Origin of the sequence: Psychrobacillus sp. NPDC096389 (assembly GCF_044762855.1) — a bacterium.
In the GTDB taxonomy this organism is placed as follows: domain Bacteria; phylum Bacillota; class Bacilli; order Bacillales_A; family Planococcaceae; genus Psychrobacillus.
In genome coordinates this window covers 931,402-954,349 of sequence record NZ_JBIWFB010000001.1, presented here as the reverse complement: position 1 = coordinate 954,349, position 22,948 = coordinate 931,402, and the positions used below count along the sequence as shown (strand labels likewise).

Below are 22,948 nucleotides of genomic sequence, written 5' to 3'. Positions count from 1 at the left end.
TAATTGTATTGGGCAATATTAAATGGATTTTTGTTCTTTATTCTTTCGGCGCAATTTTATCGATGGCACTAGTTGGAATCGCTATTGCACTCCGTAATATTCCTCTTGTGATCTTGTTTCTTGTGTTACTTTTTGTCGTAATGGGTTTCGGATTCAAAACAAAGAAAAAAATGCGCGACCACGGGCTTTTGTAATAATGGACCAGCAAGAACTTTCTTGCTGGTCTTTTACTTTAGTTTAACATAGTTCATCACAATATCACGATGCAAACCAGGTTTCGACACGATAAATGTATTTTGTTTCAATAAATTAATTGGCTCGTTCCCTAAATTAGTTACGATAGCACCGACCTCTTTCGCAATTACCATTCCTCCTGCAATATCCCAAGGCGACAAACGCATCGAAATGTAAGCATCTAGTCTTCCCATTACGACATACAAGATTTCAATCGCTGCTGATCCGTATGATCTCGTTCCTCGTACTTTACGTAAAAGCTCGATCATTCCGTCATGTTCAATGTATTTATTTGGTGCAACCCAACTCGCATTCATACTAATAATAGATTGCTCCAAATGTGCCTCTTCTACTCTTGGAATTCGTTGATCATTGAAAAACGCACCTTCGCCTTGTGCAGCTGAAAGTAAATCATCTGCCATCACATCATATACATACCCTAGAATGCCTTCACCGTCTTTGAAAATGCCCAAAGAAATAGCAAAATTCTTTTTTTGATGGATGAAATTCATCGTTCCATCAATAGGATCGAGTATCCACACATAACCGTTCAAGTCTTGTATTTCATCCCCAAATCCTTCTTCTCCCATTATTCTATGTTCTGGAAACTTTTTCTTTATTTGTTGAATAAAAAATTGTTCCGTTTCTTTATCGATATTCGTTACCAAGTCATTTGCTTCTGATTTCGTTTCAATAATGAGCTCCGTAGTAAAAGATGCTCTAATTTTCCCGGCCGCTTCTTTAATTAAAGATTTTGCGATTTTGTCCAGTTTATGTATATTCATTTCAACAACCCTTTCTTCACCTAGTTTCCCCTAATCCGCTTTACTATAGTATAAAGAAAAAAACACCGGCTGTCTTTCGATTAGCAGGTGTTTTTATGGATTCCTAAAAAGTAAAGCATCAATCAAGTGCATCAAGCTCTTTTAAAAGGCGGTGAATTTCAGTCAATTGCATTTTTGCTTCTGTTATTTCTTTTTCGTTTTGGTCATTCAATGCATCGTATAAAGTAGCAAGTTGATAATCCAGTTCTAATTTCAGCGTTTGGATTTTTTCTTTTTCCATGTCATTTTTGCGAATAATATGCACTACCTGTCTCATAACTAACACCCCTTCTTTTTATTATTCCGTAATATTCAGAAGATTTTTAATATTTTATGCTGTCAATGAAATATTGTCAACTGAAGAAATACTACTTACATGATTTTTACCCATATTTCCTATAAAATAAACATGGAAAACGAAAGGAGTTTACAAATGGTTAAAACATTTTGGGAAGCCAAAGATTTTGATGTGTTTCAAGTAGAAGGTTTAGAAAACAGGATGAACGCACTTATTGAAAACGTTCGTCCAAAGTTCGAAAAACTCGGAATGCAATATAGTCACTATTTTTCAAGCACTTTAGGGGACGAGTTCTTTCCTCATGTAGCAAAGCATGCTAGACGCTCTGTCAATCCCCCCAAAGATAGCTGGGTTGCTTTTGCGCCATATAAAAGAGGGTATAAATCATTGCCTCATTTTCAAATTGGGCTATGGGGAAGCCATTTATTTATCATTGTTGCAGTCATTTATGAAGCACCTGATAAAGTAGCTATAGCAGAACAGTTGTTAAAGAAGAAAAGCTTATTCAATAAATTACCAGATGATTTCATTGTTTCGGGAGATCATATGAAACCAGATGCTATTCCTTTGAAACAAGCCAAAAAAGGGGAATTAAAGGATTTATTAACACGATTACATAATGTGAAAAAAGCTGAGTTTCTAGTTGGTCGTCATATTTCTAAAGAAAGTGCTATTACATTCTCAGAAGACGAATTCTTACATTTTGCAGAAGAAACATTCAATGAACTGTTGCCTATTTATAAAGCTATGGTAAATAAAAAGTAGCAATTACCTCCTATAACTTTAAAGCTATAGGAGGTAATTTTCATCCTTTAATAACAATGTTCTCGCCTTTTTCTTTCATCATCTTCACAATTGGATAACTTGCGTAACCGCTTTCTTTTTCAAATTCTCGGAAATAAGTTTTTTCTTCTGCTATTGAAGGAACAATTTCTTTAAAACGTCTATATTTCATTAATAATTCTTCTCGTTTAATGCCATTTTCATACGCTTTTTCGATCGCTTCAAAAAATTGGACGACATCTACTATTTCTTCCGTGGACCAATCTAAAGAAAAGGGATATGTGTATTCCATAGTTTTCCTCCTATTGTTGCCATTGTGTTCTTATCGCTACTGCTTGTTTTACCATTCGTTCTATTAGTTCCTTTGTTGACGGAATATCACGTATTAAACCAATTGACTGACCTGCCCAACCAAACCCATTTTCTTCCTTACCTTCATAGATAAATTGCTTATTTGCGTGGCCGCTAACGAACTCTTTTAATGCATCATATGTTGGATTTTCAGATTCAATACGTAATATTTCTTGTGTCCATCCATTTTTAATCGCTCTTGCTGGTGCTCCGATAGATCGTTTAATAACGGTCGTATCCGTTTCGTTGCTTGCAATTAATGCCTGTTTATATACTTCAGAGGCATGTACACATTCCTTTGTTGCGATGAATCGTGTTCCCATTTCAATACCTTCTGCACCAAGTGCATGTGCAGCCATCCAGCCCCTACCATCTGCAATTCCCCCAGAAGCGATAACTGGTATGGATACAGCATCCACTACTTGTGGTATTAATACAATAGTGCCAATATCGTCTCTTCCTAAATGCCCGCCACCTTCTTGCCCTACAACCATGACTGCATCCGCACCTAGCTGCTCTGCTTTTTGTGCTTGGCGTTTTGCTGCAACGAGGACTAATTTTTTTATAGAAGTATTTGCAAGTTTTTCCAAAATAGGCGCAGGATTTCCTCCGGTCATAGAAATAGCTGGAACTTCTTCGTCAATTGCTACTTGAAGCATATGCTCATAAGGTCTTCCTGTTTGTCCAATGGCGAAGTTAACTCCAAATGGTTTATCTGTTAACTGTCTAACCTTTCGAATTTCCTCTCGCAATTCATCTGGTGTCTTTAAGCTCATTGCCGTTACTTGACCAAGTCCACCCGCATTTGAAACAGCTGCACAAAGATCAGAATATGCTAAGTAGGCAAGTCCCCCTTGTATAATTGGATATTCTATCCCCAATAAATCCGTGACTCTAGACTGAAATTTCATTCTCATCCCCCCTACTTTAAGTATAAAGAATTTTTCACACACTTCAATGTTCAAATATTTTTTGATAGTCATGAAACGGTGAAAGTGCTATAATTCTTTTGTTTTAATAAAAATTTTAGCTAGAGGTGGTATGAGCGTTGTCACAATTAGAAACTCCTTTATTCGATGCCTTACTAAAGCATCGAAATCGTCATCCTATCCAGTTTCATATTCCAGGGCATAAAAAAGGGAAAGGGATGGACCCTGCATTTCGAGAGTTCGTTGGAGATAATGTACTTTCTATAGATTTAATTAATATTGCCCCATTAGATGATTTACATTCCCCTAAAGGTGCAATCAAAAAAGCACAACGCTTAGCCGCAGAAGCATTTGGAGCAGATGAAACATTCTTCTCTGTGCAAGGGACAAGCGGTGCTATTATGACGATGATTCTTACTATTTGTGGTCCTGGAGACAAAATACTAGTTCCACGGAATGTTCATAAATCCATTATGTCTGCCATTGTTTTTGCTGGTGCTATCCCTATTTTTATCCATCCTGAAGTAGATAAAGAACTAGGTATTTCACATGGAATTTCCGTTGAATCCGTTGAAAAAGCACTAGAGACACATCCTGATGCAAAAGGTTTACTCGTTATTAATCCTACCTATTTTGGATTAGCTGCAGACTTAAAAAAAATTGTAGACATAGCACATGATAAAGGAATTCCAGTAGTGGTGGATGAAGCACATGGCGTGCATATTCACTTCCATAAGTCGCTCCCTATTTCCGCTATGGAAGCTGGTGCAGATATGGCTGCTACTTCTGTTCACAAATTAGGCGGATCTATGACACAAAGTTCTATTTTAAATGTGCGTGAAGGGCTTGTTTCTACTAAACGTGTGCAATCCATTTTGTCTATGCTTACGACAACTTCCACATCTTATCCGCTCCTAGCGTCATTAGACACTGCTAGAAGACAATTAGCAATACATGGGGAAGATTTAATCGGAAATGCTATTAGACTTGCTAAAGACACTCGCAAACGCATAAATGCGATTCCACATATTCACTGTGTTGGGGAAGAAATTTTACAAACATCCGCAACATTTGATATGGATCCTACAAAATTATTAATAAGCGTGAAAAACTTAGGTATGACTGGTTACGAAGCGGAAATATGGCTGAGAGAAAAAGCGAATATTGAAGTAGAGCTTTCCGATTTGTATAATATTCTTTGTTTAATCACCCTTGGAGATACTAAAAAAGAGACAAATTTACTGATAAATGCTCTTTGCCGAATGGTGGATGCCCATGAATCAGAAGCTGTGGTGATAGAGCCATCAGTTACCTTACCTGATATTCCTGGACTTGCGATGTCTCCTCGTGATGCATTTTATGCAGCTACAGAGCAAGTACCATTAAAAGAAGCAAGCGGGCGTATTTCTGCGGAGTTTGTGATGGTATATCCTCCTGGGATTCCAATTTTTATTCCCGGGGAAATAATTACTCAAGGGAATATCGACTATATTTTAATGAATATGGAAGCTGGACTTCCTGTGCAAGGACCAGAAGACGATACATTAGAAATGATTCATGTAATAAAAGAACATCAAGCAATTTTTTAAGAGCATACGTAAAAAGGAGAGATCAACAATCGATCTCTCCTTTTTTCATTGAAACAACAAGGCAAACAATGGACATATAAAAGCACCTATAATGGCGCTCAACGTCATCGAAACAGAGCCCATTGATAGCGTCTGCTCCCCGTATTCTGTAAGTTTAGAAACACCAAATCCATGCGAGGCGCTCCCCATTGATAATCCTCTACTAACTGACTTTTCAATGCGACCTATTTTAAAAATAATCGGTCCTAATATTGCACCAGTTAAACCAGCGATAATGACAAATATAGCCGTCAGTGACGGAAAACCTCCAATAGCCCCACTAATCTGCATGGCGACAGGAGTAGTAATCGATTTTGGCAATAAAGACAAAATATAATCATTACTTAAATTTAGTAATTTAGCAAAAACAATTATACTTACTAGTCCTGACAGCATCGCCACAACAACACTGGTAACAATAAGAAACATGTTTTGTTTAATAATATGTCGTTGTGTATATAATGGGTACGCCATACTAACTACTGCTGGTCCAAGCATTGCATCGATCCACTTTGCCCCACTCATATACGTATCATAAGAAAAAGAAAATGATTTCAATAAAATAACGATTAGAATAGTAGTCGTAAGTACTGGAAAGAGGAGAGGGGTTGAAAATCTTGCATTTACTTTTGCCATAAGGACAAAAATTAAGATTGTCCCGATAATCATACTAATTGCAATCATTGTATCTCCTCCTCTCCTGATTTTCTACCCTCCAAGTATTGGCTAAGTCTACCACTTACTATAATTGCAAGTACTGTGCTTATCATTACCGAGGAAATAAGAAGGATTCCATTTAAAGACAATAACTCTGGATAATTCATTACCCCGACCGTTGATGGAACAAAAAACAGTGCAAATACACCTAATAAAAACCCTGCTCCATCTCTAATTATATTAACTGGAATAATTTTCAAGTATAAACAACCTAGAAGCAACAATAACCCAACGATGCTTCCAGGGAATTTGATATGCAGTATTTGTACGATAAAAGAACCTAATATAGAAAACAAGTACAATATACAAATTTGAAGAACAATGCGAATATATTTTTTCATTTAGTAGCTTTAAAAGACTTTTCTTTTAAAGTACTCACCTCCTAAACTATTAACAGGAAATATTTTACGCTCGTTTACCAGTCATGTCTAGAGTTAAACTTTGGTTAAACTTTATAAGAAATAATCGTCTCTATTAATAAGTGAACGTAAAAAAGACGACATTTCATTCAATCCCGAACTAAATACCCCCTTTAAGGATTGCCTATACCGATAAAATTTAATAATATTTCTTTTTAGCGCCTTATTTTTTATCAGTCGATTACGATCTGTATTTAACTAATTCACGGTCTTATTGCTATTTTCATTCACATACAATTTAAAAACATCGGAACTTGCGTAATGACCAGTAACATCAAAATCTAATTGGCTAAGCGCAATATCTTGTAAGTTCAAATCAGCAATCAATATCTCTTCTCGTCCCCATACTGGTTCCGAGATATATTCTCCCAATGGTCCAACAATCGCACTACCGCCGGCACTCATTTCTTCCGGAGCCTCATTTAAATCTTCATAACATTTAAGATCTGTTGGATACATATCCTTTGTTACATATTGGTTGCATGATAAAACAAAGCATCTGCCTTCCATTGCTATATGTCTAATAGTAGATTGCCATGATTCTCTTGAATCCGCTGTCGGAGTGATATACAACTGTACACCTTTTGCATACATTGCCGTTCTTGCAAGTGGCATATAATTTTCCCAACATATTCCGTGCTCGCTTTTCCATCTATGATAATTAATGCAGCTTGTACAACTGCCACCCGAACATTTTTTTGTCTATGCGTCAAAACAAGCTCCCCCTTTGTTTTTGAAAAATAGTTATATATTAACAAGTTAACATAGTTTACTATATTCTACATCATTGTTTATTATTAACTTTTGATACAAACTCGTACTTATAAGCTTTATAAATTCAAATTGGCAGTCAGAACACGCTTATTGCTTTACTCCACCTCTTCCAATGTCGATTAATATAAAAATGGTTATCGTCCTATTGGGCGATAACCATTACTCTTACTGTTCTATTCCTTTAATTGTATGAGGATCTATAAAGTCATATCCTTTATCACGAAAACCTTCTACAATTCCAGTTAAAGCTTCTGCTGTCCACTTACGATCATGCATTAATAAATTTGCTCCATCCGTTAAATATTCAGTATTAAGCATTATATCTGTAAGACTAGCAGCATTCATATAATCTTTTTCCCAATCGTATCCATATGTCCAATTCATCAGAAGCATTCCTTCACTTTCAACTAGCGATCTACTAAAATCCGTGTTGATACCAAATGGTGCACGGAAAAATTTAGGTTTTTCACCAATTACAGCTTCCACCGTTTCATTTACTTTCAAAATTTCTTGTTGTTGCTCTTCCTCAGAAATATCTTTTAAGTTAGCATGAGTTTGCGTATGATTTCCAATTGCAAAGCCCATGTCATAAATTTCTTTCAAATTCGCTTTTTCTTCATCTGTTTCAACGAAATGTCCATTGACGAAAAAGATAGCTGGTGCATTCAATGCTTTCAATGTTTTCGCCATTTCTACAGCATGTTTATCGGGAGCGTCATCAATTGTCAGTAATACTACTTTAGGATTAGCATCTCCTATTGGTTTGAATGTCCAGTTTCCTGTATTTAACTCATACAACGGTTCTTTCTTTTCTTCTACAAGTTCTTTTTCCACTACCTCCCCAGTTACTTCCTGAGTACCTTCGCCATTTACTTCTACTTTCTCCTCACTAGTAACTTCACTTGTTTCTCCACTTTCCTTTTGTACAGTAGGTTTTTCTTCTGAAACTCCACATGCTGAAAGTATAAGCATCAATGCTGCCAATAATATCCATGTTGTTTTTTTCAATTTGATCACCTGTTCCTTTCAACTATTATTCTATTATGTAAAAAAGAAAACCATGTGGCATAACACACGGTCTTTTGTTTCTATTTTAGAGTGTTCCGCCAGACCCACCATCGATATTAACTGCTGTCCCCGTTACGTACGATGCTGCACCTGAAACTAAAAAGGTAATAACATTTGCCGCCTCGGCTGTCTCACCGATTCTTCCTAGTGGAATAGATGGCCCTGCAACATCTTTGGAATATTCTTCCCACGAAAGCTGAGGAGCTTCTTTTTTCCATTTTTTCTCTAATTGATCGCTACGTATAAGTCCAATGCAAACTGTATTTACACGAATATTATCTTTGCCTAGATCCTTACTCATCGCTTTTGTTAGCGCCATACCCGCTGCTCTACTTACTGTTGTCGGTAAAGAAGAGGCGGGTGGTGTTTTTCCAAGTACTGCTGTTACATTAACAATTGCTCCTCCCCCTACTTCACGCATATAAGGAATAGCAGCTTTGGATGTATGTATTGCGCCAAAAACTTTTAAATCTAAGTCTGAGTGCCATAATTCTGTATCAACCGACTCGAATGGATTTGCAGAGGATGTCCCTGCATTGTTTACTAAAATGTCTAATTTACCATAATGCGCGATTGTTTCTTGAATAATTTTTTTACATTCCTGCTCATTTGTAATATCAGCAGACACCGATAATACTTCTTTCCCTGTTTCATTTTTTATAAACTTCGCAGCCTCTTCCAATTGTTCTTTTCCACGAGCGCAAATTGTAACTGATGCACCTTCTTTTACTAATTGTAAAGCTGTATATAAGCCAATTCCTTTACTCGACCCCGTAATTACTGCTACTTTTCCCGTTAATCCTAATTCCATTTTATTGCCTCCTTATAATCTATTAATACTATATTATAGATTCAACGTTCATATTAAGTCGAATATTATAACTTCTCTGTTTCTTAGTTTCTATCCGTAATCCTGTGCCTGTTGTTTGTGCTTCAAGTTAATGAAAAAAATACAGCGGATTCTCTTTCATACTATAGGGATAGTGGGTCTTAGCAAGCTCAATAAGGAGGCCGCTATATTTCCGCCGGACAAGTAACGAGCCACTACGTCGCCAACGCTCTTGCAGGGTCTCACGCCTTCGAGCAAAATTCAAAAGAATGGCTAAGGGCAATCAAATAGCTGTTGAAAGCAACTAATTTTAGTATGAAAGCAATTAAAATCAGCATGAGAGCAACTAAATAGCCATTGAAAGCAACCAATTCCTTACAATAGCTCTTTACTTGGATTGAGACGACCATAATTCAGGCAGATTATAGGAATAATATGCTAAAAGCCCGCTGAACTCGCCTAGCCGGCATCAGCTAGACTAGTTTGTCGTGTTCGCAGTGTATATTGTCTCATTCAACCACTTATTGTTAATTTCGGACACTGATAAGTCAGTGTTTTATCATTGGATTTTCGTAGCAGGGCGGCGACTCCGAAGGGATTAAGTGAGTAAGATGAGACTTCACAACGTACGCGCGTAGGCGCGGCGGTGAAGGCTCATCACTCACCCCACGGAAAGCGTCCGCCCTGCTACGAAAATCCCTGCGGACACTTCATACATCTCTCTACGACGCACTTTCCCTAAAATGCACAATTCAACGCAATATCCTCGAAATTCATCCCCTCACTCTGAGAAATGGTTGCTTACGATTATTCAGTTACTGCGCTAAACCATTTTCTAGATTTCCATTATTAAATCTGGATGATATATGTATATTTCGTATATGAGTATGTATTTACGCTCAAAAAAGAGCCTCTCCAAGTATAAAACTTCGAGAGGCTCTATCAATCTTATTTAGAAAGAATATGAATTGGGTGACCCATTACTACTTCCGCAGCTTCCATTGCAATTTCACCTAAAGTTGGGTGAGCATGAATAGTCATTGCGATATCTTCTACAGTCATACCAGCTTCAATCGCTAAACCTAGTTCAGCAATCATGTCGGAAGCTCCTTGACCAATAATTTGTGCTCCAAGAAGTAAACCGTCCTCTTTACGAGAAACAAGTTTTACGAAACCATCTGTAGCATTAAGTGCAAGTGCACGACCATTTGCTCCGAATGGGAATTTCCCAGCAGCAACATCATAGCCTTGTTCTTTAGCTTGTGCTTCGTTCAAACCAACTGTAGCCATTTCTGGATCTGTAAAGCATACTGCTGGGATTGCTAAGTAATCTACGATTGAAGATTGACCAGCAATTGCTTCCGCAGCAACTTTTCCTTCGTATGAAGCTTTATGTGCAAGTTGTGGACCAGCAACAATGTCTCCGATAGCAAAGATATTATCGATGCTAGTACGGCATTGTTTGTCTACTTCTAATAATCCGCGTTCTGCGAATTTAATGCCTAGTTCTTCTAATCCGATTTCATCCGTATTTGGACGACGACCGACAGTTACTAATACATAGTCAGCTTCCACTTTTTTCTCTTCTCCGCCAACTTCATATGTAACTACTACGCCAGTATCAGATTCTTCTACACCTTTTGCAGATGCTTTAACAACAATTTCTGCGCCTTTTTTCTTTAGACCTTTTTTAACAATTGTTGTCATTTGTTTTTCAAATCCAGCTAAAATATCAGCGCCGCCTTCGATAATCGTTACTTTCGAACCTAAGTTAGCAAAAGCTGAACCTAGTTCTGTTCCGATATATCCTCCACCGATTACTACTAAGTTTTTTGGAATTTCAGGTAAACTTAGTGCGCCAGTTGAGCTTAGTACACGTTTTGTAAATTTAAAAGTTGGAATTTCTACTGGACGGGATCCAGTTGCAATAATCGCATGTTTGAATTTATACGTTTGAGCTGAATTTTCATCCATGACACGAACAGTATTTGCATCAACAAAATACGCTTCACCCATCACTACATCGATTTTATTTCCTTTTAATAATCCAGAAACACCGCTAGTTAATTTTTTTACAACGCTGTCTTTGAAAGCTTGAGCTTTTGAAAAGTCAATTTTCACGTCAGTTGCTGTAATACCCATATCATCTGCATGTTGCGCTTGCTCAAAACGGTGACCAACAGAAATTAAAGCTTTAGAAGGAATACATCCTACGTTTAGACAAACTCCACCAATATGCTCTTTTTCTACTACTACTACTTTTTGTCCTGTTTGTGCAGCACGAATTGCAGCTACATATCCTCCGGGACCTGAACCAATTACTAAAGTATCTGTTTCGATTGGGAAATCTCCAACTACCATTTTTTACGCCTCCATTAATAATAGTTCTGGACTGCTAAGCAAACGTTTCATATGGTTCAACGCATGTTGTGCAGTCGCACCATCGATCATTCGGTGATCGAAGCTCAATGATAATGCTAACACAGGAGCAGCTACTATTTCACTATTTTTTATTACAGGTTTTTCTGAAATTCGACCAATTCCAAGAATTGCAACTTCTGGATGGTTGATAACTGGTGTAAACCATTGTCCTCCAGCAGAACCGATATTCGTAATCGAGCAAGATGCACCCTTCATTTCCGCAGCAGCTAATTTACCGTCACGAGCTTTTGTAGCAAGTGCATTAATTTCGTCTGAAACAGCAAATACTGATTTGCGGTCTGCGTTTTTAATAACCGGTACTAATAATCCTTTATCTGTATCCGCTGCGATACCGATGTTGAAATAATGTTTTTGAATTACTTCATTTGTTTCATCATCATAGGATGTATTTAGTTGTGGGAATTCTCTTAACGTACTTACAAGTGCTTTTACAACATAAGGTAAGTAAGTTAACTTAATATTTTTCTCTGCAGCAATCTCTTTGAATTTTTTGCGATGTGCAACAAGTTCCGTCACATCTACTTCATCCATTAAGGTTACGTGTGGAGCAGTATGTTTTGAATGTACCATTGCTTTTGCAATTGCTTTACGCATTGGTGAAAGTTTTTCGCGCGTTTCAGGGAATTCTCCTTCTAGCACTACTGGAGCAGCAACTTTTTCTTCTGCTTTAGATTCTTTTGTAACTGTTTCTGATGTTTCTTCTGAAGCAGCAACCTCTGTAGACTTTTGGTCCCCAGCTAAGAATGCTTCAATATCTTCTTTTAAAATACGACCATTTTTTCCTGAACCTGATACTTCTGCAATATTTACTTCTTTATCACGAGCAAATTTACGAACCGAAGGCATAGCAATTACACGTGCTTCACCTTTTGGTTGTTGTTTTGGTTGTTCTGTAGAAGTTTCTTTTTGAGCAGGAGCTTCTACTGTTTCTTTTTCGATATCTTGGCTAGATTCTGCAGTTGCTTGTACTTGTGCTTCTGTTTTTTCTTCGCCGCTTTCTTGTCCTTTAAATTGAAGATCCTCATATCCAGGAGCATCAATTTTAATAAGAACATCCCCAACAACTGCGACTGTTCCTTCGCTAACTAAAACATCTGTTACTTTCCCTTTTACAGGTGAAGGAATTTCTACAACTGCTTTATCATTTTGTACTTCACACAAAATATCGTCTTCTTGTACTTCATCGCCAGCTTTTACAAACCATTTAACGATTTCACCTTCGTGTATACCTTCACCGATATCTGGTAATCGAAATTCAAATGCCACTGTATTCACCCTTTCTATTTTGAATTTTAGTTTAAAATGTTAAAACTTTCTTAGCTGTTTCTACTATATCCTTAACACCTGGTAACCAAACCGTTTCTGCTTGAGAGAATGGATAAACAGTATCAGGAGCTGCAACTCGTAGAACGGGAGCTTCTAAACTCAAAATAGCTCTTTCCGTAATTTCAGCTACAACGTTAGCAGCAATACCCGCTTGTTTTTGTGCTTCTTGTACAACGATTGCACGGTTTGTTTTTTCAACAGATGCAATAATTGTTTCAATATCCAGTGGTTGGATTGTACGTAAGTCAATCACTTCTACTGAATGCCCTTCTTTTTCTAACTCCTCAGCAGCTTTTAAACTTTCATGTACCATTGCACCATAAGAAATGATTGTTAAATCTGTACCTTCACGTTTTACATCTGCTTTTCCTAGTGGAATTGTATATTCTTCTTCCGGAACTTCTCCGCGGAATGAACGATATAATTTCATATGCTCTAGGAAAATAACAGGATCATTGTCGCGAATTGCAGAGATCAATAAACCTTTTGCATCATATGGAGTAGAAGGAATAACTACTTTCACACCTGGTGTCGATGTCATAAGTAATTCTAAACTATCGGCATGCATTTCTGGTGTATGAACCCCTCCACCAAATGGAGAACGGATTGTAACAGGCGCGTTAAATGCTCCTCCTGTACGGAAACGCATACGAGCAAGTTGTCCACTAATAGAATCCATTACTTCAAATACAAAACCAAAGAATTGGATTTCAGGAACAGGACGGAATCCTTGAAGTGCTAAACCAACCGCAAGACCACCAATACCAGATTCTGCTAAAGGCGTATCGAATACACGATCTTCACCAAATTCTTTCTGTAACCCTTCTGTTGCACGGAATACTCCTCCGTTAACGCCAACGTCTTCACCGAAGACTAGAACGTTTTCATCATTTTTAAGCTCGGTACGGAGCGCTTCCGTAATTGCTTGAATCATCGTTAATTGTGCCATCGGTTACTTCGACTCCTTCTCAGTGTAGTAAGCTAATTGCTCATCTAAATTATATGGATTTTCTTCATACATAATATTGATCAAATCTGTTACTTTTTGTTTTGGAGCAGCATCTGCTTTTTTGATTGCTTCTTTTATTTCTTCTTTTGCTTTTTCGATGATTTCTTCTTCTTTTGCTTCATTCCAAATTCCTTTTGCTTCTAAATACGTACGGAAACGAACTAATGGGTCTCTCTTTTCCCAAACAGAATCTGTATCAGAAGTACGGTAACGAGTAGGATCATCCCCAGCCATCGTATGTGGACCGAATCGGTAACATACTGTTTCGATCAAGCTTGGACCTTCTCCATTAATCGCGCGATCTCTTGCATCTTTTGTTGCAACATAAACTGCTAATGGATCCATTCCATCTACTTGTACACTTGGAATACCTGCTGCAATTCCTTTTTGTGCAATTGTTTTTGCAGATGTTTGCAATTCACGCGGTGTGGAAATCGCATATTGGTTGTTTTGTACGATAAATACAGCTGGAGAACGGTATGCTCCCGCAAAGTTAATACCTTCGTAGAAATCACCTTGTGATGAACCTCCATCACCTGTATACGTAATTGCAATCGCTTTCTTTCCACGCTTTTGCATTCCAAGTGCTACACCAGCTGCTTGGATAAATTGTGCACCAATAATAATTTGTGGTGGGAATACATTTACGCCTTCTGGAATTTGGTTCCCCATAAAATGTCCACGAGAGAATAAGAATGCTTGCCATAAAGGTAGGCCATGCCATACGATTTGAGGTACATCACGGTATCCTGGTAGAATAAAGTCTTCTTTTTCTAGCGCAAATTGAGATGCAAGTTGAGAAGCTTCTTGTCCAGCAGTAGGTGCATAGAATCCTAGACGACCTTGGCGGTTTAGTGAAATAGAACGTTGGTCTAATATTCTTGTGAACACCATTCGACTCATTAATTCAACTAATTCCTCATCTGATAAGTTAGGATTTGCTTCTTCGTTTACAATTTTCCCTTCCTCGTTTAAAATCTGGAACATTTCAAACTTCTCTTCAATTTCTTGAAGCGTTTTCTTTGGGTCTAACTGCGGCGACTTGTTTGCAGCCATAATAGCAACTCTCCTTTTCTTCTGTATTAAGATTTTTCATTATTTTAAGTAATACAACTGTCTTTCCATTTCAGTATACTCAAGATTAAATCTGTGGTCAATCATCTAAAATCATGAGTTTTTATTAATAGAATATTAAAATCACTTCATTCTGTACTAGTACTTAATTATGTCTGTATTATATCAGTTTCGTATATTCTGAGAATAGAGTTGCTCATCCATTATGTGAGAAAAGCTTTAGTTTTCACTCTTGGCATAGTATGAGGATACTGTGCGGTAAATTGCTCTGTTAGTGTCCGCTGTGATTTTCGCTGCAGGGCGGACACTTTCCGTGGGGTGAGCGATGAGCCTTCACCGCCGCGCCTGCGCGCGTACGTTGTGAAGGCTCATTTTACTCACTTGATCCCACTGGAGTCGCCGTCTGCAGCGAAAATCAATGAAAAAAACTTACTTATCAGTGTCCGAAATTAACACTGAATGGTCGAACGAGACAATTTTGCCTTTGAACACGATAAACTAGTCGAGCAGATGCCGACCAGCCAAGTTCGACGGGCTTTTAGGCATATTATTCCTATAATATGCCTAAATCACGGTTGTCTCAATCCAAGTAAACTTGCTATTGTGAGAAATTAGTTGCTCTCTTGGGCAATTTAGTTGCTCTCATACTGATTTTAGTTGCTTTCGCACTAAAATTAGTTGCCTTCAATAGCTTTTTGATTGCCCTTAGCCATTCTTTGGGATTTTGGACACAGGTGTGAAACTCTACAAGAGCGTTAGCGATGTTGCGTCTCGTCACTCGCCCGGCGGAAATATAGCGGTCACTACCGCAAAGTATCCCAAAACAGTAACATACTTTAACTCCTAAACTATAAAAAATAGAGTATAGGAAACGTGTAAGTTCCCCATACTCTATCTTTTGCCACACAAGACTACTAATCTTCCTTCTGGAAAGAAGTAAAGACTTCTTCTTTTACTTTATTTAACTCAGTTGTAAGCTCATTAAACGTTTCGACCGATTGTTGTACGACATCGTTTTGTTTGTTTACTTCTTCTAATTGTTCTTGAATGGTTGCTACTTCCGCTTCGTCTTCGATTAACATGTTATATAACTTCTCTTGTAAACTAGCAAGAGCTTGATATTGATCTGATAAATCGTCGTACGAAGTATAGCGATTTTTGAAAGCTTCTTCGATTTTTTTAATATTTTCTTTTTCTGATTCACTGTCCGTTTCTGAAAGAAGTCCATCGATTGCTGATAATTTTTCAGATGCACTTTTAATAGAAGCGGCTTCTTTTTCTACTAATGTGAGTCTTTCTTCCAAAAGCAGAGATGTTTCCTCTACTTGTGTCGTAAGCTCCTCTTTTTGATCTTTCGTTAACTCCATCATGCTTTGAAAATTAGCTTGTTCTTTTTGTTCTGTTTCGGCTAACTGCGTTTGTACATCTCTATAATCTGCTTCTAAATTATATATTTCCGTTAAGATGTTAGACAATTTTTCTTCGGTGGATTCCCCAAAAGAACATGCAGATAGAAGAAATACAAAGCATAAAGGAATTACGTATTTCCATTTTTTCATGACGTAACCTCCTCTATTCATTTCACTATAATTGTTCTAGCTTCTAAATTCAACCGTACAATAGGCTTTTTTTGTTTAGCATATGAAGATTTTTCGGTATAATAGGACTATGAACACGGAAAGGACGATAATAATGATATTAATGAAAGATATTGTGAGAGATGGTCACCCCGCACTACGTATAAAAACGGAAGAAATGACTTTTCCTTTATCCGAGGATGATATACAGCTAGCTAATGAATTATTGGAGTATGTGATCAATAGTCAAGATGATGAAATGGTGGAAAAATATAAATTACGCCCTGGTATAGGGATTGCGGCTCCTCAAGTGAACGCTAACAAGAGAATGTTCGCGCTACATATACCAGGAGTAGATGGCGAGGATGCGAGCTTTGTTGCAGTCAATCCAAAAATAATTAGCCATTCCGTCGAAAATACCTATATTACTGCGGGGGAAGGTTGCCTTTCTGTGGATGAAGTGATTGAGGGATATGTACCAAGACATGCGCGAATTACTGCAACCGGCTTTTATCCAGATGGTACTCCATTCAAAAAAAGATTAAAAGGACTTGCGGCTATTGCATTTCAACATGAGCTTGACCATTTAAACGGCATTATGTTTTATGATCATATTAATAAAGGAAATCCATACGCGGAGATACCGAATTCCGTTCCGTATGATCGAGCGTAAAAAAAGCCAGTATTACTCTAAAAAGTAATACTGGTCTTTTGTTATAATTCTGCTAATCTTGGCATTGCAGAAAGTGCTCCTGGTTTTGTAGCACAAATCGCTCCAAGTCTATTACCAAATGAGACATAGTCAATCCACTCTTGTTTTGTCTTTGGCTTTCCATTCAAATTAATTTTAGAAAGAATTCCTGCCATAAAGGCGTCTCCAGCCCCGGTTGTATCAACTGCAACTACCTTTTCCACCTTAACATGAATCGTTTCTTCCTCTATTACAATATATGTTCCTTCTTCTCCAACTGTAATGAGGATAACTGGAATTTGATAATCTCGAAGCTTGTTAATTCCTTCTTCTTTCGTCTTCGTTTCAGTTAAAAAGAAAAGTTCTTCTTCTGTTAGTTTCAAAATATCTATTTGCTTAAAAAAAGAACAGATTGTTTCTCTACAAAGTTGTTCACTTTCCCATCTTAAGGGACGAATATTTGCATCGAAAGATAAAAGCACTTGAGATTTTTCCATTTGATCTACTATATCGCGAGTCGTCTTACGTGCCGTTGGATGGAATAACGTTCCTGAACAGAAATGAAACAAAGAAGCTTGCTTAAATACTTCCTTTTTTAGTGTTGCAAAATCTACTTGTAAATCAGGCGTTTCATCCACGTATGTATGAAAATGCCGATCATTATTTTCTGTTAAATGCACATAGACGCCACTTACTCGTTTTTCCGGTACCATTTGTGCGAAAGTTAAGTCTACCCCTTCTGTTGTTAGCTCTTTTCGTACAAATTCGGACGTTTCATCGTCTCCCGAAATCGTTATAAAAGAGGAGGCAGCCCCAAGTCTAGCAACACCTGCTGCAACATTAACCGTGGCTCCACCTAAATACTTTGTAAATTGTGTATTTGTTTGATCATCTGCAATATAATCCACAAATACGTCCCCATAAATAAGCACAAACTTCTTTGTTAAATCGTTCATAGTAACTCCTCTAAATTAATTGTAATTTTTTCATGGCATTTACTAAGCCATTTTCCGAAACATGGTCTGTTACAATGGTTGCGCATTTTTTTAATTCTTCCACAGCATTACCCATCGCAACTCCAGTCCCTACATATTGGAGCATCTCTATATCATTAAAACCATCACCAAAGGCAATAGCGTCATTTGGTGTTTTATTTAAATGTTGGAGGAATAGCTCTATCCCTTTCGCTTTGGAAACGCCTTTTGGAAGCACATCACAAGAAACCCGATGCCATCTGACAAATTTCAAGTTTGGGAAAGCTTTTTCATATTCTCGTTGCATATCCATATCACAAAAAATAAGCGCTTGATGAATATCATTCGACAAAAAGAAATTTTCTTCCGTTCTAGGCAAGGCAATTTTCAAAGAAGAGATGCTTTCGTATACATCTTCATGACCAGGCACGTTGGAAACAAATTCTACATCATCCATATAAACTAACGGTTGCTCTCGTTCCATCGCAAAATCTGTTAGATGTTGCAATTCCATTGTATCGATAATTCCTTTATGAATAATCTTCCCTTGAAACTGCACGATTTGACCATTGTAGCATATGAATGAATCTATTTTAAGTTGTTCTAAAATAGATTTTGCTGTGAATGGAGCTCTACCAGTTGAAATGACAATTTCATGCCCATTATCTCTTGCTTGTTGAATAGATTCCATAACACCTGGAGGAATATTCTTATCATTATCTAAAATAGTCCCATCTATATCGAAAAATAATACTTTATTTACCATTAAAAAAACTCCAATCCGCAATGCTAATTATTTGACTTTTCAGTAAGAATCCTTTACACATTTTCATTTTTCGTATATAATATATTGTAAGGAGTGGGTTACCATGTTGAAACGTCTAAGAAGGAAATGGTTGAGACGACTCGGTGGAATGCTCAGAAATAAAACGATTGCGTAAATTACTTGCCCTTCTCAAAAAATGGAGGGCTTTTCTTTATTTTAAAGAAGTTGCGTGATAATATAAAGAGAATTGATTTATTATGAACGTGAAAAAGGAGAGTATAATATGATTTATAAAGTTTATTATCAAGAAAATGCATTGCAAGTACCAGTTCGCGAAAACACAAAAAGCTTATATGTAGAGGCTGAGTCTGAACGAGAAGTTCGTGCTATTTTAAAAGAGCGCCAATACAATATCGAACTAATTCAGCTGCTTGAAGGTAATCATTTAGAATACGAGCAAGCAAGCCCGAATTTTAAAGTAGAAAAGAGATAACTTATGAAATTTGTAAAAAATGATCAAACAGCTGTTTTCGCCCTCGGCGGACTAGGTGAAATCGGCAAAAATACGTATGGCGTTCAATTTCAAGATGAAATTATTTTAATAGACGCAGGTATTAAATTTCCGGAAGACGATCTATTAGGTATTGACTACGTTATCCCAGATTACACGTATCTAGTGAAAAATGTAGATAAGATTAAAGGGTTATTCATCACACATGGACACGAAGACCATATCGGTGGTATTCCTTATTTATTGAAACAATTGAATGTTCCAGTGTATGGAGGAAAACTCGCTTTAGGCTTATTGCGTAATAAATTAGAAGAACATGGATTACTTCGTCAAACTAAAATGCATGTAATCGAAGAAGATGACATTGTGAAGTTTAGAAAAACGGCAGTAAGTTTTTTCAGAACAACACATAGTATTCCAGACGCGTTTGGAATCGTAGTTAAAACACCACCAGGAAACATCGTTCATACAGGTGATTTTAAATTTGACTTCACGCCAGTTGGTGAGCCAGCTAACTTAACGAAAATGGCAGAAATCGGGCGTGACGGAGTACTTTGCTTACTATCTGATAGTACGAATGCAGAAATTCCGAATTTCACGATGTCCGAACGTAAAGTCGGCGAAAGCATGGATTCTATCTTCCGTAAAGTGAATGGACGCATTATTTTCGCTACATTTGCATCTAATATTCATAGACTCCAGCAAGTAACCGATGCTGCGGTACAACATGGTCGCAAAATAGCTGTATTTGGTCGAAGCATGGATAACGCTATGACAATCGGTCGTGAGCTTGGTTATATTACGGCACCAAAAGAAACGTTTGTCGATGCCAGCGCATTAAATCGATTACCTGCCAATGAAGTACTTATATTATGTACAGGCAGTCAAGGTGAACCAATGGCCGCTCTTTCTCGAATTGCCAATGGTACACATCGTCAAATTCAAATTCAACCGGGGGATACGGTAGTTTTATCTTCTTCTCCAATTCCAGGAAATAGAGCAAGTGTCAATCGTACGATTAACTCCCTGTTCCGAGCTGGAGCAGAGGTAATTCACGGTTCACTTAATAATATCCATACATCTGGTCATGGTTCACAAGAAGAACAAAAACTAATGCTTCGATTGATGAAACCAAAATTCTTTATGCCAATCCACGGAGAATATCGTATGTTAAAAATTCATACGGAACTTGCAGTAGATTGTGATGTACTACCTGAAAATACATTCATTATGGAAAATGGGGATGTATTAGCATTAAGCGCAAAAGAAGCGCATGTTGCTGGACGTATTCCATCGGGAGATGTTTATATTGATGGTAGTGGTATTGGAGATATCGGTAATATCGTTCTTCGAGATCGCCGAATTCTTTCCGAAGAAGGACTAGTTATTGTCGTTGTAAGCGCTGATATGGAAAGAAAGAAAATTGTTTCTGGTCCTGATATCATTTCACGTGGATTTGTGTATATGCGCGAATCTGGGACTATGATTAATGAAGCACAACAAATGTTAAACAAACATTTACGTTTCACCCTTCAAGACAAACCAGCTGAATGGGCGGAACTAAAAAATGAAATTACAGATGTTCTAAGCCCTTATTTATATGAAAAAACGAAACGTCGTCCAATGATTTTACCGATTATTATGGAAGTTTAATCGTTTCGAAAATTATAAAAAATGCCAGCGGGAGATTTTCCCGCTGGCATTTTTATTAGGATAGTACTTTCTTTTCAAATCGATTAATGTCTACATCGGCACCAATAATAATGAGCACATCATTTAACTGAAGATTCTCATCTGCCGGTGGTGAAACATTTATAGTGTTTCCTCGTTTAATAGCGACAATATTAATCCCGTATCTTGCGCGAATATCCAAATCTACTAATGATTTCTGAGCTATCTTTTCATTCACCTTAATCTCCATGATAGAATGCTCATCGGAAAGTTCTAAGTAATCCAGTACATTATTCGATAAAATATTATTCGCGATTCGAATTCCCATATCTCGTTCAGGATGCACAACTTGGTCCGCCCCAATTTTACGTAATACTTTTTCATGATAATCATTTTGTGCTTTCACTGTAATTTTCTTTACACCAATTTCTTTTAGCATAAGTGTCGTTAATATACTCGATTGAATATCGTCACCGATTGCAACAATAACATGTTCAAAGTTACGGATACCTAGAGATTTTAACACTGCTTCATCTGTTGTATCTGCTACTACTGCTTGTGTTGCTATTGCAGCAAATTCATCTACTCGTTCTGTAGCAATATCTATAGCCATTACATCTGCACCTTGATCGATTAATTCTCTAACGATACTTCCTCCAAATCTCCCTAAACCAATTACTACAAATTCTTTTTGCATGATCGTGCCTCCTGCTTACTAATCGGATGCACTTAGTTTACCATACCGTTTCTAAAAATAGATAATGAATAGTTAATTCAGAATCACTGATCTTTCATTAAAAGTAATAACCTTTTCTCTAACATCCTAAAACCACTCTCGCCAGATTGTATATGGCGAAGCAATCCTTTCTTATCAAACAAATAAAAAGATGGGACAATTCGATTTTGGAATTTTTCAGATACTACTAAATCATGATCAAGATATATTGAATTCGTCATATTCATTCGTTCAGCTTTCTGCTTAATAAGCGTATTATTCACATCTTCTTTAGTTATTGGCATATGAATCCCGACTAAGTGAAATTTGTCTCCATATGTCTTTTTCCATCTATTTATAATCCCAAAAGTATTCTCGCATAAATGGCAACTAATGGACCAAAAGTGTACTAGTAAAGGTACTTCCCCAATTAATTTTTCTTTTGCTACACTTCCATTCAACCATTCCATGTCACTTGAAAACTCGGGTAACTCCTCTCTTAATCTCAACTATGTCTCCCCTTTTCCTTTTCGTCCATAGCTATTGTATGCGTAAAGATAAAAACGACACAGGACAAAAACAATTTTTTTTGAATTTATATGAATAAGTTGTTAAAGTAAACTTAAAGTTGTGTTAAAATAAACTTTGTTTTTCAAAAGAGGAGGGGAATAATAGTGCAAATTGGGAAAAAAATTAAACGTTTACGTCTCAAAAAAGGTTTAACCCAAGAAGAATTAGGGGAAAGAACTGATTTAAGCAAAGGATTTATATCTCAGCTAGAAAGAGATATAAACTCCCCTTCCATTGAGACACTTTTTTCTATATTAAATGTACTTGGCTCTAAACCTAAGGACTTTTTTGATGACGAACAAGTGCGGACAAAAGTCGTTTACAAACAAGAAGAGCAAACGGTTTATGTAGACGAGGAAAAGAACTATCGACTTCACTGGCTCATCTCTGAGTCTAATGAAAACGAAATGGAACCTGTCCTCATCCGTCTCGGACAAAAAGGGCAATTTAAACAATTTGAACCTTCCCTTTCGGAAACGTTTATATATGTATTACATGGATGCGTAGAATTAGCCCTTGGCAAGCAGCAATATTTTGCTTCTAAAGGAGAATCTCTCTACTTCGAAGCAGCCGATGATCATTTATTAAAAAATGCTGCAGACGAAGAAACACAAGTAATCTATGTTGTTACAAATTCTTATTTATAAGAAATGCGGAAGCGCCTATGTCTGCCCCGACAGGCAAATGGGGAAAAGCGAGGAGGCAGCTTCCCAGCCACCACAGCTTTTTCACATTTGACCCCGAGGGGCAAGGCGCTGCAGCTGGACA

General features: G+C 37.3%; 24 protein-coding genes and 1 pseudogene. 7 read left to right on the top strand and 18 right to left on the bottom strand.

Going from position 1 to position 22,948, the window contains the following annotated elements; all coding sequences use genetic code 11:
* The first annotated feature begins 8 nt into the window (after positions 1-8).
* Positions 9-194, top strand: a complete 186-nt coding sequence (locus ACIQ38_RS04455; RefSeq protein ID WP_402818546.1) for a YlaF family protein — start codon at positions 9-11, stop codon at positions 192-194.
* A 33-nt stretch (positions 195-227) separates the two neighbouring features.
* Here the strand turns inward: ACIQ38_RS04455 and ACIQ38_RS04450 are convergent, their stop codons facing one another.
* The gene (locus tag ACIQ38_RS04450; RefSeq protein ID WP_402818543.1) at positions 228-1,019 is read right to left on the bottom strand and encodes an inositol monophosphatase family protein; all 792 of its coding nucleotides are present in this window, start codon (positions 1,017-1,019) and stop codon (positions 228-230) included.
* 118 nt (positions 1,020-1,137) lie between these two features.
* Positions 1,138-1,335: a hypothetical protein gene (locus tag ACIQ38_RS04445; protein ID WP_402818541.1), complete on the bottom strand. Its 198-nt coding sequence runs from the start codon at positions 1,333-1,335 to the stop codon at positions 1,138-1,140.
* A gap of 156 nt (positions 1,336-1,491) precedes the next feature.
* Between ACIQ38_RS04445 and ACIQ38_RS04440 the strand changes: the two genes are divergently transcribed.
* Positions 1,492-2,121 carry a YktB family protein gene (locus ACIQ38_RS04440; protein WP_402818538.1) on the top strand — a complete coding sequence of 210 codons (630 nt, stop codon included), beginning with the start codon at positions 1,492-1,494 and terminating at the stop codon, positions 2,119-2,121.
* A gap of 40 nt (positions 2,122-2,161) precedes the next feature.
* Here ACIQ38_RS04440 and ACIQ38_RS04435 read toward each other — a convergent pair whose 3' ends face one another.
* Both ACIQ38_RS04435 and ACIQ38_RS04430 read right to left on the bottom strand, forming a co-directional pair.
* Positions 2,162-2,431: a UPF0223 family protein gene (locus ACIQ38_RS04435; protein ID WP_402818535.1), complete on the bottom strand. Its 270-nt coding sequence runs from the start codon at positions 2,429-2,431 to the stop codon at positions 2,162-2,164.
* A gap of 10 nt (positions 2,432-2,441) precedes the next feature.
* Positions 2,442-3,401, bottom strand: coding sequence for an NAD(P)H-dependent flavin oxidoreductase (locus ACIQ38_RS04430; protein WP_402818533.1), 960 nt, complete (start codon positions 3,399-3,401; stop codon positions 2,442-2,444).
* Between the two features lie 137 nt (positions 3,402-3,538).
* Between ACIQ38_RS04430 and ACIQ38_RS04425 the strand changes: the two genes are divergently transcribed.
* Positions 3,539-5,008 carry an aminotransferase class I/II-fold pyridoxal phosphate-dependent enzyme gene (locus tag ACIQ38_RS04425; RefSeq protein WP_402818532.1) on the top strand — a complete coding sequence of 490 codons (1,470 nt, stop codon included), beginning with the start codon at positions 3,539-3,541 and terminating at the stop codon, positions 5,006-5,008.
* Positions 5,009-5,053: 45 nt separating this feature from the next.
* Here ACIQ38_RS04425 and ACIQ38_RS04420 read toward each other — a convergent pair whose 3' ends face one another.
* From ACIQ38_RS04420 to ACIQ38_RS04375, 10 genes and pseudogenes are all read right to left on the bottom strand, one after another.
* Positions 5,054-5,731: an LrgB family protein gene (locus ACIQ38_RS04420; RefSeq protein ID WP_402818530.1), complete on the bottom strand. Its 678-nt coding sequence runs from the start codon at positions 5,729-5,731 to the stop codon at positions 5,054-5,056.
* Positions 5,728-6,105 carry a CidA/LrgA family protein gene (locus tag ACIQ38_RS04415; RefSeq protein ID WP_402818527.1) on the bottom strand — a complete coding sequence of 126 codons (378 nt, stop codon included), beginning with the start codon at positions 6,103-6,105 and terminating at the stop codon, positions 5,728-5,730. The genes ACIQ38_RS04420 and ACIQ38_RS04415 overlap by 4 nt, the downstream gene beginning before the upstream one ends.
* Positions 6,106-6,381: 276 nt before the next feature.
* Positions 6,382-6,816: pseudogene (locus tag ACIQ38_RS04410) on the bottom strand (nitrilase-related carbon-nitrogen hydrolase); the annotation flags it as partial.
* Positions 6,817-7,122: 306 nt separating this feature from the next.
* Positions 7,123-7,965: a polysaccharide deacetylase family protein gene (locus ACIQ38_RS04405; RefSeq protein WP_402818525.1), complete on the bottom strand. Its 843-nt coding sequence runs from the start codon at positions 7,963-7,965 to the stop codon at positions 7,123-7,125.
* An 85-nt stretch (positions 7,966-8,050) separates the two neighbouring features.
* A complete protein-coding gene (locus tag ACIQ38_RS04400) occupies positions 8,051-8,836 on the bottom strand; it encodes an SDR family NAD(P)-dependent oxidoreductase (RefSeq protein ID WP_402818522.1) in 786 nt (261 codons plus the stop codon).
* Between the two features lie 966 nt (positions 8,837-9,802).
* Positions 9,803-11,215 (bottom strand): dihydrolipoyl dehydrogenase, encoded by a 1,413-nt coding sequence (gene lpdA, locus ACIQ38_RS04395; protein ID WP_402818519.1) that lies wholly within the window; start codon positions 11,213-11,215, stop codon positions 9,803-9,805.
* A 3-nt stretch (positions 11,216-11,218) separates the two neighbouring features.
* Positions 11,219-12,562: a dihydrolipoamide acetyltransferase family protein gene (locus ACIQ38_RS04390; protein WP_402818516.1), complete on the bottom strand. Its 1,344-nt coding sequence runs from the start codon at positions 12,560-12,562 to the stop codon at positions 11,219-11,221.
* A gap of 31 nt (positions 12,563-12,593) precedes the next feature.
* On the bottom strand, positions 12,594-13,571 hold the full coding sequence (locus ACIQ38_RS04385; protein ID WP_093264164.1) for an alpha-ketoacid dehydrogenase subunit beta: 978 nt from the start codon (positions 13,569-13,571) through the stop codon (positions 12,594-12,596).
* A 3-nt stretch (positions 13,572-13,574) separates the two neighbouring features.
* Positions 13,575-14,687 carry a pyruvate dehydrogenase (acetyl-transferring) E1 component subunit alpha gene (gene pdhA / locus ACIQ38_RS04380; protein WP_402818512.1) on the bottom strand — a complete coding sequence of 371 codons (1,113 nt, stop codon included), beginning with the start codon at positions 14,685-14,687 and terminating at the stop codon, positions 13,575-13,577.
* Positions 14,688-15,619: 932 nt separating this feature from the next.
* The gene (locus ACIQ38_RS04375; RefSeq protein ID WP_402818509.1) at positions 15,620-16,264 is read right to left on the bottom strand and encodes a YkyA family protein; all 645 of its coding nucleotides are present in this window, start codon (positions 16,262-16,264) and stop codon (positions 15,620-15,622) included.
* Positions 16,265-16,397: 133 nt separating this feature from the next.
* On the opposite strand from ACIQ38_RS04375, the gene def reads away from it, so the two are divergent.
* The gene (gene def / locus ACIQ38_RS04370) at positions 16,398-16,955 is read left to right on the top strand and encodes a peptide deformylase (protein ID WP_402818506.1); all 558 of its coding nucleotides are present in this window, start codon (positions 16,398-16,400) and stop codon (positions 16,953-16,955) included.
* Between the two features lie 41 nt (positions 16,956-16,996).
* Here the strand turns inward: def and ACIQ38_RS04365 are convergent, their stop codons facing one another.
* Together ACIQ38_RS04365 and ACIQ38_RS04360 are read right to left on the bottom strand one after the other, a co-directional pair.
* On the bottom strand, positions 16,997-17,929 hold the full coding sequence (locus tag ACIQ38_RS04365) for a carbohydrate kinase family protein (RefSeq protein ID WP_402818503.1): 933 nt from the start codon (positions 17,927-17,929) through the stop codon (positions 16,997-16,999).
* A gap of 10 nt (positions 17,930-17,939) precedes the next feature.
* Complete coding sequence (locus tag ACIQ38_RS04360; RefSeq protein WP_402818500.1) at positions 17,940-18,713, bottom strand: Cof-type HAD-IIB family hydrolase; 774 nt, start codon at positions 18,711-18,713, stop codon at positions 17,940-17,942.
* A 283-nt stretch (positions 18,714-18,996) separates the two neighbouring features.
* Between ACIQ38_RS04360 and ACIQ38_RS04355 the strand changes: the two genes are divergently transcribed.
* On the top strand, positions 18,997-19,206 hold the full coding sequence (locus ACIQ38_RS04355) for a DNA-dependent RNA polymerase subunit epsilon (protein WP_402818497.1): 210 nt from the start codon (positions 18,997-18,999) through the stop codon (positions 19,204-19,206).
* 3 nt (positions 19,207-19,209) lie between these two features.
* The gene (gene rnjA, locus ACIQ38_RS04350) at positions 19,210-20,877 is read left to right on the top strand and encodes a ribonuclease J1 (protein WP_402818494.1); all 1,668 of its coding nucleotides are present in this window, start codon (positions 19,210-19,212) and stop codon (positions 20,875-20,877) included.
* Positions 20,878-20,932: 55 nt separating this feature from the next.
* Here rnjA and ACIQ38_RS04345 read toward each other — a convergent pair whose 3' ends face one another.
* Positions 20,933-21,592 (bottom strand): potassium channel family protein, encoded by a 660-nt coding sequence (locus ACIQ38_RS04345; protein WP_402818491.1) that lies wholly within the window; start codon positions 21,590-21,592, stop codon positions 20,933-20,935.
* 83 nt (positions 21,593-21,675) lie between these two features.
* A complete protein-coding gene (locus tag ACIQ38_RS04340) occupies positions 21,676-22,119 on the bottom strand; it encodes a TlpA family protein disulfide reductase (RefSeq protein WP_402818488.1) in 444 nt (147 codons plus the stop codon).
* Between the two features lie 165 nt (positions 22,120-22,284).
* On the opposite strand from ACIQ38_RS04340, the gene ACIQ38_RS04335 reads away from it, so the two are divergent.
* Positions 22,285-22,827, top strand: a complete 543-nt coding sequence (locus tag ACIQ38_RS04335) for a helix-turn-helix domain-containing protein (protein WP_402818485.1) — start codon at positions 22,285-22,287, stop codon at positions 22,825-22,827.
* The last annotated feature ends 121 nt before the right edge of the window (positions 22,828-22,948 follow it).

Bases quoted from the DNA above. Each gene is read 5' to 3' on its own strand.
- ACIQ38_RS04385 (WP_093264164.1), bottom strand. From the start codon at position 13,571: ATGGCACAATTAACGATGATTCAAGCAATTACGGAAGCGCTCCGTACC.
- ACIQ38_RS04415 (WP_402818527.1), bottom strand. From the start codon at position 6,105: ATGAAAAAATATATTCGCATTGTTCTTCAAATTTGTATATTGTACTTG.
- ACIQ38_RS04355 (WP_402818497.1), top strand. From the start codon at position 18,997: ATGATTTATAAAGTTTATTATCAAGAAAATGCATTGCAAGTACCAGTT.
- ACIQ38_RS04435 (WP_402818535.1), bottom strand. From the start codon at position 2,431: ATGGAATACACATATCCCTTTTCTTTAGATTGGTCCACGGAAGAAATA.
- ACIQ38_RS04450 (WP_402818543.1), bottom strand. From the start codon at position 1,019: ATGAATATACATAAACTGGACAAAATCGCAAAATCTTTAATTAAAGAA.
- ACIQ38_RS04360 (WP_402818500.1), bottom strand. From the start codon at position 18,713: ATGGTAAATAAAGTATTATTTTTCGATATAGATGGGACTATTTTAGAT.
- ACIQ38_RS04430 (WP_402818533.1), bottom strand. From the start codon at position 3,401: ATGAAATTTCAGTCTAGAGTCACGGATTTATTGGGGATAGAATATCCA.
- def (WP_402818506.1), top strand. From the start codon at position 16,398: ATGATATTAATGAAAGATATTGTGAGAGATGGTCACCCCGCACTACGT.
- ACIQ38_RS04400 (WP_402818522.1), bottom strand. From the start codon at position 8,836: ATGGAATTAGGATTAACGGGAAAAGTAGCAGTAATTACGGGGTCGAGT.
- ACIQ38_RS04365 (WP_402818503.1), bottom strand. From the start codon at position 17,929: ATGAACGATTTAACAAAGAAGTTTGTGCTTATTTATGGGGACGTATTT.
- lpdA (WP_402818519.1), bottom strand. From the start codon at position 11,215: ATGGTAGTTGGAGATTTCCCAATCGAAACAGATACTTTAGTAATTGGT.
- pdhA (WP_402818512.1), bottom strand. From the start codon at position 14,687: ATGGCTGCAAACAAGTCGCCGCAGTTAGACCCAAAGAAAACGCTTCAA.
- ACIQ38_RS04420 (WP_402818530.1), bottom strand. From the start codon at position 5,731: ATGATTGCAATTAGTATGATTATCGGGACAATCTTAATTTTTGTCCTT.
- ACIQ38_RS04445 (WP_402818541.1), bottom strand. From the start codon at position 1,335: ATGAGACAGGTAGTGCATATTATTCGCAAAAATGACATGGAAAAAGAA.
- rnjA (WP_402818494.1), top strand. From the start codon at position 19,210: ATGAAATTTGTAAAAAATGATCAAACAGCTGTTTTCGCCCTCGGCGGA.
- ACIQ38_RS04440 (WP_402818538.1), top strand. From the start codon at position 1,492: ATGGTTAAAACATTTTGGGAAGCCAAAGATTTTGATGTGTTTCAAGTA.
- ACIQ38_RS04375 (WP_402818509.1), bottom strand. From the start codon at position 16,264: ATGAAAAAATGGAAATACGTAATTCCTTTATGCTTTGTATTTCTTCTA.
- ACIQ38_RS04345 (WP_402818491.1), bottom strand. From the start codon at position 21,592: ATGCAAAAAGAATTTGTAGTAATTGGTTTAGGGAGATTTGGAGGAAGT.